Here is an 8,293-nt window from a genome sequence, read left to right as displayed (position 1 = left end):
CCCATAACCGCCATCAACGTATAGAGTACGTATAAAACGATCCGTGCTGAGGAGGCTTCTCCGGGGGCAAGCCATCTATTGAACAAAACCAGCACCGCTATCCCGACAATAAAACTACCCACGGCACCTGCCAGGTTGGCGAGCCATAGATTCACAGCTCCGCGGTTCTTCACCACCCAAATCCACATCCCCACTGTCGCAGCGAGGAACACCAATACGCCAATTAGCAGCATTCAATCCTTTTCCTTGTTCGCAATAACCCTGAAACCGCCATTGGTCATCTTTGATGAGATGAGGTGATGGCAACACGATATCAAACGGATGGGATTATGCCGAAGGATGTTGCTGACTGATGTGGATTTTGGCTGCGTTTGGCTCCGTCACTCATTTGAATATAGGGTCGACGTTAAAAACGCTGGAACGCTCCCTTGGCCCGTCTCAACAGGCCAAGGGATCTGTAAACCTAAGCCTCCCAGCCCGCGCCACTAACCGCCGCCTGCGCCAGCGGGTGCAAGTCTGCTCCCTGATGCGTCGTCTGCCAGGCCAGYAACTCCTTGCGCATGCCGGGCGTCCAGTACATCTGCAGATGATTGCGCACACCGAGCACGGCCTGTTGTACTCATCGGCGTACCTCGGCTTTTGTCCCGGCGCTACGTTCATGGCGACGTTCGTTGAGCAGGCGTTGTTGTTCGTCGCTGAATGCCTGATAGCGTTTTTGCCACTCGGAAGGGTGATAGACGCGGCTGACCTCCACGGCGGTGACCTTGTACTCCGGACAGTTGGTCGCCCAGTCGGAGTTGTCGGTGGTGATCACGTTGGCACCCGACTCAGGGAAGTGGAAGGTGGTGTACACCACGCCCGGGGCAACCCGTTCGGTGACTCGTGCCCGCAGTACGGTCTGGCCGGCGCGGCTGCCGATGCCGACCCAATCGCCTTCGTTGATCCCACGGCTCTCGGCGTCGGTCGGGTGGATTTCCAGGCGGTCTTCGTCGTGCCAGGCGACGTTTTCAGTACGCCGGGTCTGGGCGCCGACGTTGTACTGGCTGAGGATGCGTCCGGTGGTCAGCAGCAGCGGATAGCGACTGTTGACCTTTTCCTCGGTCGGCACGTAGCCGGTGAGCATGAAGCGCCCCTTGCCACGCACGAATTCCTCAATGTGCATGGTTGGGGTGCCGTCCGGTGCCGCGGCGTTGCACGGCCATTGCAGGCTGCCGTGACTATCCAGTGCGGCGTAGCTGACGTTGGTGAAGGTCGGCGTCAGGCTGGCGATTTCATCCATGATTTCCGACGGATGCTTGTAGTTCATCGGATAGCCCAGGGCGTTAGCCAGAGCCACGGTGCCTTCCCAGTCGGCCTTGCCGCCCAGAGGCTCCATGACCTTGCGTACCCGGGAGATGCGCCGTTCGGCGTTGGTGAAGGTGCCGTCTTTTTCCAGGAACGRGGCGCCCGGCAGGAACACATGAGCGAACTTGGCGGTTTCGTTGAGGAAAATGTCCTGCACCACGATGCATTCCATGGCCGACAGCGCCGCGGTGACGTGTTGGGTGTTGGGGTCGCTCTGGGCGATGTCTTCGCCCTGGCAGTACAGGCCCTTGAAGCTGCCGGCCAGTGCAGACTCGAACATGTTGGGAATGCGCAGGCCCGGATCGGGTTGCAGGGTGACGTTCCAGGCCTGTTCGAACTGCGTCCGTACCACCTCGTTGGAGACGTGACGGTAACCGGGCAGTTCGTGGGGGAAGGAGCCCATGTCGCAGGAGCCCTGAACGTTGTTCTGCCCACGTAACGGGTTCACGCCCACACCTTCGCGACCGATGTTGCCGGTGGCCATGGCCAGGTTGGCAATGCCCATGACCGCGGTACTGCCCTGGCTGTGCTCGGTGACGCCCAGGCCGTAGTTTTCCGCTCGGCTGACGAACTCTTTCCAGTGGGCGAAATCGTTGCCTTCGCAACGAGCGTCGATAAAGGCCTGGTTGAGCAAGCCTTCGGTGACGATGACGTGGGCCAGGGCGTTGAGCATGGCGACGTTGGTGCCCGGACGCAGGGCCAGGTGCAGTTCGGCGCGGGCATGCACCGTGTCCACCAGGTCAATACGGCGTGGGTCGATGACGATCAGTCGCGCGCCTTCACGCAGGCGGCGCTTGAGCTGGGAGGCGAACACCGGGTGAGCGTCGCTGGGGTTGGCACCCATCACCAGGATCACGTCAGCCTGCATCACCGAGTCGAAACTCTGTGTGCCGGCGGACTCGCCCAGGGTTTGTTTCAGGCCATAGCCGGTCGGTGAGTGGCAGACCCGCGCACAGGTGTCGACGTTGTTGTTGCCGAACGCGGCGCGCACCAGTTTTTGCACCAGGTAGGTTTCTTCGTTGGTGCAACGGCTGGAGGTGATGCCACCAATGGAATCGCGGCCGTATTTTTGCTGCAACCGGCGGAATTCGCTGGCGGCGTAAGTCACCGCTTCATCCCAGCTGACTTYCTGCCAAGGGTCGTTAATGGACTTGCGGATCATCGGCTTGGTGATGCGATCCGGGTGAGTCGCGTAGCCCCAGGCAAAGCGCCCCTTGACGCAGGAGTGGCCGTGGTTGGCCTGGCCGTTCTTGTCCGGAACCATGCGCACCAGCTGGTCGCCTTTCATCTCGGCGCGGAACGAACAGCCCACGCCGCAATAGGCGCAGGTGGTGATCACACTGTGTTCGGGTTGACCCAGTTCGACCACACTTTTTTCCATCAGCGTCGCGGTCGGGCAGGCTTGCACACAGGCGCCGCACGACACGCATTCCGAGTCGAGGAAGTCCTCGCCACCGGCGGCCGCGACCCGGGATTCGAACCCGCGCCCGGTAATGGTCAGGGCAAACGTACCCTGGGTTTCTTCGCAGGCGCGCACGCAGCGGTTGCAGACGATGCACTTGCTCGGGTCGTAGTCGAAGTACGGGTTGGACGTGTCCTTCACGTCGTCCAGATGGTTCTCGCCCTCATAGCCGTAACGCACTTCCCGCAGGCCGACCTGGCCGGCGACGGTTTGCAGCTCGCAGTTGCCGTTGGCCGAGCAGGTCAGGCAATCCAGCGGGTGATCGGAGATGTACAGCTCCATGACGTTGCGGCGCAAGGTCGCGAGCTTCGGCGTCTGGGTGTGCACGGTCATGCCTTCGCTGACCGGCGTGGTGCAGGATGCGGGGTAGCCGCGCATGCCGTCGATCTCCACCAGACACATGCGGCAGGAGCCAAAGGCTTCCAGGCTGTCGGTGGCGCACAGTTTGGGAATGGTGGTGCCCAGCATCGCCGCAGCGCGCATCACCGAGGTGCCTTCGGGCACGCTGATGCTTTGGCCGTCGATGTTCAGGGTGACTTGCACCTGGCTTTCGCGGGCCGGGGTACCCAGATCCATATCGGTTTTCGGGTCGAATACAGTGATCATTGCTCGGCCTCCGAGGCTTGCAGACCGAAGTCGGCGRGGAAGTGCTTGAGGGCGCTGACGACCGGATAGGAGGTCATGCCACCCAACGCGCACAGCGAACCGTATTGCATTGTGTCGCACAGGTCCTTGAGGATAATCGCCTGCTCATCGCGACCGTTCTGGTCAGGCGCAGCGAGCAGGCGGTCGATCACCTCAACGCCCCGGGTCGAGCCGATACGGCACGGCGTGCATTTGCCACAGGATTCTTCGGCGCAGAACTGCATGGCGAAGCGCGCCATGTGGGCCATGTCCAGGCTGTCGTCAGCCACCACCACACCACCGTGACCGAGCATCGCGCCCATGGCGGCGAAGGCTTCGTAATCCAGCGGCGTATCGAATTGCGACGGCGGCACCCAGGCGCCGAGAGGGCCGCCAACCTGCGCGGCCTTCAGCGGCCGGCCACTGGCGGTCCCGCCGCCGTAGTCTTCCACCAATTCCCGCAGGGTCAGGCCAAAGGCCCGCTCCACCAAACCGCCATGACGAATATTGCCCGCCAGCTGGAAGGGCATGGTGCCCAGGGAACGGCCCATGCCGTAATCGCGATAGAACGGCGCGCCCTTGGCCATAATCATGGGCACCGAGGCCAGCGTCAGCACGTTGTGCACCAGGGTCGGCAGGCCGAACAGGCCCTGCAAGGCCGGGATCGGCGGCTTGGCGCGGACGATCCCGCGCTTGCCTTCGAGGGAGTCCAGCAGTGCGGTTTCCTCACCGCAGATGTAAGCGCCGGCACCGACCCGCACTTCCATGTCGAAGGCCAATCCGCTGCCGCCGACATTGGCGCCGAGGTAACCGGCGGCCCGGGCGATGTCCAGCGCCTCGCGCAGGGTGGCCACGGCCTGTGGATATTCCGAGCGCACATAGATGTAGCCGTAGCTGGCGCCGACGGTGATGCCGGCAATAGCCATGCCTTCGATCAGCAGGAAGGGGTCGCCTTCCATCAACATACGGTCGGCGAAGGTGCCGGAGTCGCCTTCGTCGGCGTTGCACACAATGTATTTCTGCGTCGCTTGGGTAGCGCGCACCGTGCGCCATTTGATCCCGGCCGGGAAAGCCGCGCCGCCACGGCCACGCAGGCCCGAATCGAATACTGCAGTCGCAGTCTGCTCGCCGCCCAGAGCGATGGCCTGGGTCAAGCCCTCGAAACCGCCGTGAGCCCGGTAATCCTCCAACGACAGCGGCCGGGTAATGCCGGCGCGGGCGAACAGCAGGCGTTGTTGGGTTTTCAGATAAGACAACTCCTCCACCAGCCCCAAGGCCAGCGGATGAGCGGACGGCTCGCCTTGCAGYGCATCGAGCACGGACGGCACATCGGCAGCGGTCAGCGGGCCGAAGCCGATACGACCTTGCGGGCTGTCCATTTCCAGTAGCGGTTCCAGCCAGTACAGGCCGCGCGAGCTGGTGCGTTGCAAGTCCAGCGGCAGACCGCGCTCCTGGGCCAGAGTGGCCAGGGCCACGGCCACCTCATCGGCGCCTACGGCACGGGCAAGAGAATCACAGGGCAGATAAAGCGTCGGCATCATGCGTCCTCCTGGCAAGCGTTGAGCAGGGCATCCAGGCGTTCGGCAGTGAGCCGCGCATGCACCTGACCATCCAGCTCCAGGGCAGGCGAGCAGGCGCAGGCGCCGAGGCAATACACCGGGCGCAGACTGATGTTGCCGTCGGCACTGCTGCCGTGGTCGTCCAGTTGCAGGCGGTCGYGCAATTGCGCCGCGAGCTGCTCGGCGCCGCGGCTCTGGCAGGACTCGGCCCGGCACAGACGCAGGATATGTCGGGCAGGAGGCGCGGTACGGAAGTCATGGTAGAAGCTGATCACCCCGCGAACCTCGGCCTGACTCAGGTTGAGGGCATGGGCAATCTCGGGAACGGCGGCATCGGGGATATAACCGATGCCCTCCTGAATTTCATGAAGGATCGGCAACAATGCGCCGGGCAAACCCTTGTGGCGCTCCAGCAGGCTGTTGACCATAGGCAGGTGCAACATCTCATCAGACATACAGCATTCCTCACGGTCACGGACAAACCAGGCGGTTGTCGGTCGTCCGAAAGTGTCGGCTGCGGCATTCACACCACGTCACGGTTTCGTGGCATTTTCAGACCGTTGGCCAGGGCACCCTGAGTGGGCATCTTGTTGTGCCCGGCGCGGTCTTTGCCGCACCTCTTCAGGCATATCACGCAGCTTGCCACGCCGCCTTTGAATCATCCGCACCAAAGCGACGTGTTCGGTTCTGCCTACGACTATCCATTAAGTCTAGATGAGCGTGGCGTGGGGCGCTCACGCACTGGCTCAATGCTTTGAGGGCTTGTCGATGGAGGATGTATAGCAAGCATTACTGGTGAGAAACAGCATCAGATCCGTGGGGGATTTCAGGGAGCAGATGCGTCTGATTGATCGGTTATTGGCCACCTCCGATGACGGAGATAATATCCCTACCGCTATTTCGGAATGGCCTGACAACAATCCGCAGCACTCTGTTTTAGGCTGCTCACAAGCATCCCAATCGCGCCCGATCCTCTGGTGCTGGCTTAGTCCGGCATTACGTTCGGGCCTTCTTGTTTCTGGAACATGGAAGTTGTCTAGCCCAGCCCCTCCGAAGCCGTTCCGTACATACGCTGATTTGGTTGCGTTGCTGGCCAGCAGGGGTATGGAAATCCATGACCCGTCTCGTGCAGAACGCAAGCTCGCGCAGCTAGGGTATTACCGTCTCAGCGGTTACTGGTACCCGGCGCGAGAGTTCAAGATGAACGGCCTGCAGCAAGACGTCTGCTCGGTTACGGGCAAGCCTTTTCGTCTCGACACTTTCCAGGTCGCCACCTCTTTCGACACGATCGTAGACCTTTACAGGTTCGATAAACGATTGCGAATGCTGATGCTGGATGCAGTCGAGCGCCTGGAGGTTAACCTCAAGACGGTGATGGCTCACGAGGTTGGATATCACGACCCGATGGCCTACGCCAATGTGAAATTCATTCTGCACAAATGGACTCAACCGTACACGGACCGCCGTGGCAATACGCGAAACAAGTGGACAGAGTGGAGTGTGAAGCAACAGTCGCACATTGCACGGAGTAAAGAGGACTGTATTCATTGGCACTTGCGAGCCGGTAAGTCCATTCCCGTATGGGTCGCGGTGGAGGCATGGGATTTCGGGGATCTCTCGGAGTTTTTCGAGCTGCTCAATAGCAAGTATTAAAATCTCATACTCACGCGCCTCGGCTTGAACAACGCCAAGATGCTCAGTCGATGGATGCAGCAAACCAGCCATTTGCGCAACCGCTGTGCGCACCATACGCGTATCTGGAATCAGGCTTCGCCCAACCCGTTAGCGGTCCACGCCGCCCCGTATTTTCAGACGTTGGGGCTGGATCAATATGCGCTCAAGCGGCTGTACGGATTAGTCGCGGTCATTTGGTTTCTGCTGCAGAGAATTGCACCAGCTTCGACCTGGATCCGCGAAGTTGCGGATCTGATAGACACCAAGCCTTCTATGCCGGGCTGCACTTTCAAAGCGATGGGGTTCCCGGATGAAACAGGGTTCCCTCGGAAACTGTTCGGGATTTAGCTGGCTTCTGGGGAAAAGGGGGCAGATTTATTATTGGATAAGACGTGGCGACCAACTCGGTCCGGCTACCGAGCGCTACCGCTTTTTGGGTCGCCCAACCTTAATTTATTGAATGTCTTTCAAATAATCCTTGAGCGCAACGAGCGGGACATCAAGCTGCTCAATCGTCTGAATCCCGGCAAATTCAACCGCCAACCTCTGCAACTCCCGCCCCAACGGCTTATCCACACCACCGATGGCTTCCAGCGCCAATCCCACACACTCATCCACTTTCAACTGAATCGCCTCAACATCCCCCCGACGTACCAGCAACTCAAACACATCCCGCTGGTAATCACCCATGACCAGATCGTCACGCAAAATCGGACTTGAATCTTCCGTCTCGTAAGCCAGTTTGAGAGAGAAGAGGGCAACAGTTTCCAGCTGCAATTCCATGAGGGAATCCTTGTGAAATGTTCCGCCGGTGCGGGACGTGCGTAAGAGAAGCAAGATCAAAAGATCGCAACCTTCGGCGGCCCCTACACGACAGCGGTGCGGGCAATGGCTTTTCTACAGACGAAAAAAAAGGCCTTGCAAAGCAAGACCTTTCTTAATTTTGGTGCCCGAGGGAGACTGTAGTGTTCCAGTAAACTCAAGGCCTCCAGAGAGGTTTGCTATCTTGGGATACATGCAGGGATACATGATCGCGTGTGCTGGCCTAGTATGAATAATCTATGCGGCACCATGCAATCCATTTGAGAGCCGGGCGTCGTTTGGCCCAAACTCCGCTCTGCGCTTTGCACTGCTGGCCCCCTTCATTGGTGTGCAGGCAGTTTTGACGGGCTGAAGCCATTTGAATTGATTTATCCCGGTTTTATTGGGTTTTTCTGCAAGAGAAAATTTTAAGGATACAGCGGGGATACACAGTGAGCGGTAACCCTCACAGGACGCACGAATGAATCCTGCGTCCTGACTCAATAAAGCAGCAATGCAAAGCAACGAAATACCCTGCGAGCTTAGGCCTTCTTGCCGTTGACCATGATCCTGTAGCTACGCCGGTAAGTGGGTTCTCTCGGGCGGGCATTAAGGACCGACTGAGTATAGACAGCTGACAATGGGGAAGACCTCTTTAAAACGATGACGGCTTCCCAAAGTTAGGAAAGTAAAGGTAAAGTGAGTTCTATCGCAAAAAATAATTACCTCAGACGGACGCAGACATGGAACTCAGTGTACTAGGCACGGCACAAGACTTACGAACATCAACGCCTGTGATTTATGCTCAATGCGATATACCGAATTATAT

At 59.3% G+C, this 8,293-nt stretch carries 4 protein-coding genes and 3 pseudogenes; 1 reads left to right on the top strand and 6 read right to left on the bottom strand.

What is annotated here, in order from left to right; translation table 11 throughout:
• From AC1DLB_RS18100 to AC1DLB_RS18080, 5 genes and pseudogenes are all read right to left on the bottom strand, one after another.
• Positions 1-233 (bottom strand): annotated as a pseudogene (locus AC1DLB_RS18100) (hypothetical protein); the annotation flags it as partial.
• Positions 234-463: 230 nt separating this feature from the next.
• Positions 464-616, bottom strand: a pseudogene (locus tag AC1DLB_RS18095) (formate dehydrogenase subunit delta); the annotation flags it as partial.
• A 3-nt stretch (positions 617-619) separates the two neighbouring features.
• Entirely contained in the window at positions 620-3,412 is a 2,793-nt protein-coding gene (locus tag AC1DLB_RS18090) for a molybdopterin-dependent oxidoreductase (protein WP_477785389.1), read from the bottom strand.
• Entirely contained in the window at positions 3,409-4,971 is a 1,563-nt protein-coding gene (locus tag AC1DLB_RS18085; RefSeq protein ID WP_477785388.1) for a formate dehydrogenase beta subunit, read from the bottom strand. Before AC1DLB_RS18085 ends, AC1DLB_RS18090 begins: the two co-directional genes overlap by 4 nt.
• Complete coding sequence (locus AC1DLB_RS18080; protein ID WP_477785387.1) at positions 4,968-5,444, bottom strand: formate dehydrogenase subunit gamma; 477 nt, start codon at positions 5,442-5,444, stop codon at positions 4,968-4,970. The genes AC1DLB_RS18085 and AC1DLB_RS18080 overlap by 4 nt, the downstream gene beginning before the upstream one ends.
• A 382-nt stretch (positions 5,445-5,826) precedes the next feature.
• On the opposite strand from AC1DLB_RS18080, the pseudogene AC1DLB_RS18075 reads away from it, so the two are divergent.
• Positions 5,827-7,011, top strand: a pseudogene (locus AC1DLB_RS18075) (Abi family protein).
• A gap of 105 nt (positions 7,012-7,116) precedes the next feature.
• On the opposite strand, the gene AC1DLB_RS18070 reads toward AC1DLB_RS18075, so the two are convergent.
• A complete protein-coding gene (locus AC1DLB_RS18070; RefSeq protein ID WP_138866852.1) occupies positions 7,117-7,446 on the bottom strand; it encodes a hypothetical protein in 330 nt (109 codons plus the stop codon).
• Positions 7,447-8,293: the final 847 nt, after the last annotated feature.

This window comes from Pseudomonas sp. 05N434 (genome assembly GCF_056396965.1).
The sequence above is the reverse complement of the archived record's forward strand: the minus strand, read 5'-3'. Positions and strand labels throughout refer to the sequence as shown.

What these genes read in the sequence shown, in the direction of transcription:
- AC1DLB_RS18070 (WP_138866852.1), bottom strand. Translation starts at nt 7,446, where the DNA reads ATGGAATTGCAGCTGGAAACTGTTGCCCTCTTCTCTCTCAAACTGGCT.